Raw genomic sequence first — 1447 nt, forward strand, 5'->3', positions numbered from 1 at the left:
ACGCCGGAGTCAGCATCGAGCAGGCCGGCGAGATCCTGAGCACCACAGCTGCTGACCCGGGCGCGGCGGTGTTGGATTCGGAACGCACCGCGTGGGTGATCTCGGAAGCAACCGCAGGCGTGCTCAGCGCGGCGCACACGCTGAATCTGTTCATGACGGTGATACCCGTGGCGACGGCAATCCTGGTGGTCGTGTTGTTCCGGCGCCGGGTGTCGGAGCCGTCTGCGACATCACAAAGGTCGTAGGCCCTTGGTCGAAGGATTTTTGCCCCTTACCGTCAATGGCGGGATGCGGTGAACATCATCAGCCCGAAGACCTGCCCGACGTTGGAGGCGGGGTCGGTGCTGACCAGCGGCACCGTTCTGCCTTGCCGGGCCAGGGCGATCGGGTGGCACACGCGACGGAGGTCTTGCCCATCCCGCCCTTGCCGGTGAAGAACAGAAAGCGCGGCGGATGGTCAAGGAACTCGGGTGCGGGTCCTCTGGTCGGTGGAACAGCAGGTCCTCCCCGCACGCCCCGGTGGCACCGAGGGCTTCATCATGAGGCTGGTTGGGCGGGCAGCAGTTCGGCGACCAGGGCCTGCACGCGGGTCTTGATCTCGTCTCGGATGGGGCGCACCGCGTCGATGCCCTTGCCGGCCGGGTCCTCAAGCGCCCAGTCGCGGTAGCTGATGCCGGGGAACACCGGGCAGGCATCTCCGCAGCCCATCGTGATCACCACATCGGAGGTCTCGACCGCTTCGTGGGTGAGCAGTTTCGGGGACTGGCCGGAGATGTCGATGCCGACCTCGGCCATCGCCTCGACCGCGGCCGGATTGATCCGCGGGCCCGGGTCGCTGCCCGCAGATCGGACCTCGACGGCATCACCGGCCAGGTCGCGCAGGAAGCCCGCGGCCATCTGGGAACGGCCCGCATTGTGGATGCACACGAACAACACGCTGGGACGAGAAGCCATGTCAGTAAACGCCTTTCGAATGGAGATCGGAGGGGTAAGTCAGGCGGAGATGGAGGGGGCGGTCAACTCGGTGAGCAGGCCGCGCACCCGGGTATCGAGGTCGTCGCGGATCGTGCGCACCGCCTGCAGTGGCTGACCGGCGGGATCGTCGATCGCCCAATCGAGGCAGCGCTTGCCCGGATAGCCCGCGCAGGCGTCCCCGCATATCTCGCGGCGAGGTTCTGCGCGGCCTGCGACAGCACCGCCTGGGGCATCAGCAGATCGGCGGTGGTGTGCGCGGCTGCGGTCTCGTTGTCGGACATCATGGTTCCTTACGGTCAGGGGGTTGCTGGGCCCGGCTGCGTGGGGAAGCGTTTCCGCAACGCCAGGGACACGTAGACCAACCCGACCAGTACCGGTACTTCGATCAGCGGGCCGACCACCCCGGCCAGGGCTTGACCGGAGGTGGCGCCGAAGGTGGCGATGGCCACCGCGATCGCCAGCTCGAAGTTGT

General features: G+C 67.2%; 1 protein-coding gene and 2 pseudogenes. All 3 read right to left on the bottom strand.

Annotated elements, in window-relative coordinates:
- Positions 1 to 304 precede the first annotated feature (304 nt).
- Positions 305 to 513, bottom strand: a pseudogene (locus ADBZ5U_RS16350) (ArsA-related P-loop ATPase); the annotation flags it as partial.
- A 24-nt stretch (positions 514 to 537) separates the two neighbouring features.
- Positions 538 to 954 carry an arsenate reductase ArsC gene (locus ADBZ5U_RS16355; protein WP_526811955.1) on the bottom strand — a complete coding sequence of 139 codons (417 nt, stop codon included), beginning with the start codon at positions 952 to 954 and terminating at the stop codon, positions 538 to 540.
- 39 nt (positions 955 to 993) lie between these two features.
- Positions 994 to 1447: pseudogene (locus ADBZ5U_RS16360) on the bottom strand (ACR3 family arsenite efflux transporter); the annotation flags it as partial.

Source organism: Mycobacterium sp., assembly GCF_040398885.1.
GTDB lineage: Bacteria > Actinomycetota > Actinomycetes > Mycobacteriales > Mycobacteriaceae > Mycobacterium.

Bases quoted from the DNA above. Each gene is read 5' to 3' on its own strand.
- ADBZ5U_RS16355 (WP_526811955.1), bottom strand. From the start codon at position 954: ATGGCTTCTCGTCCCAGCGTGTTGTTCGTGTGCATCCACAATGCGGGC.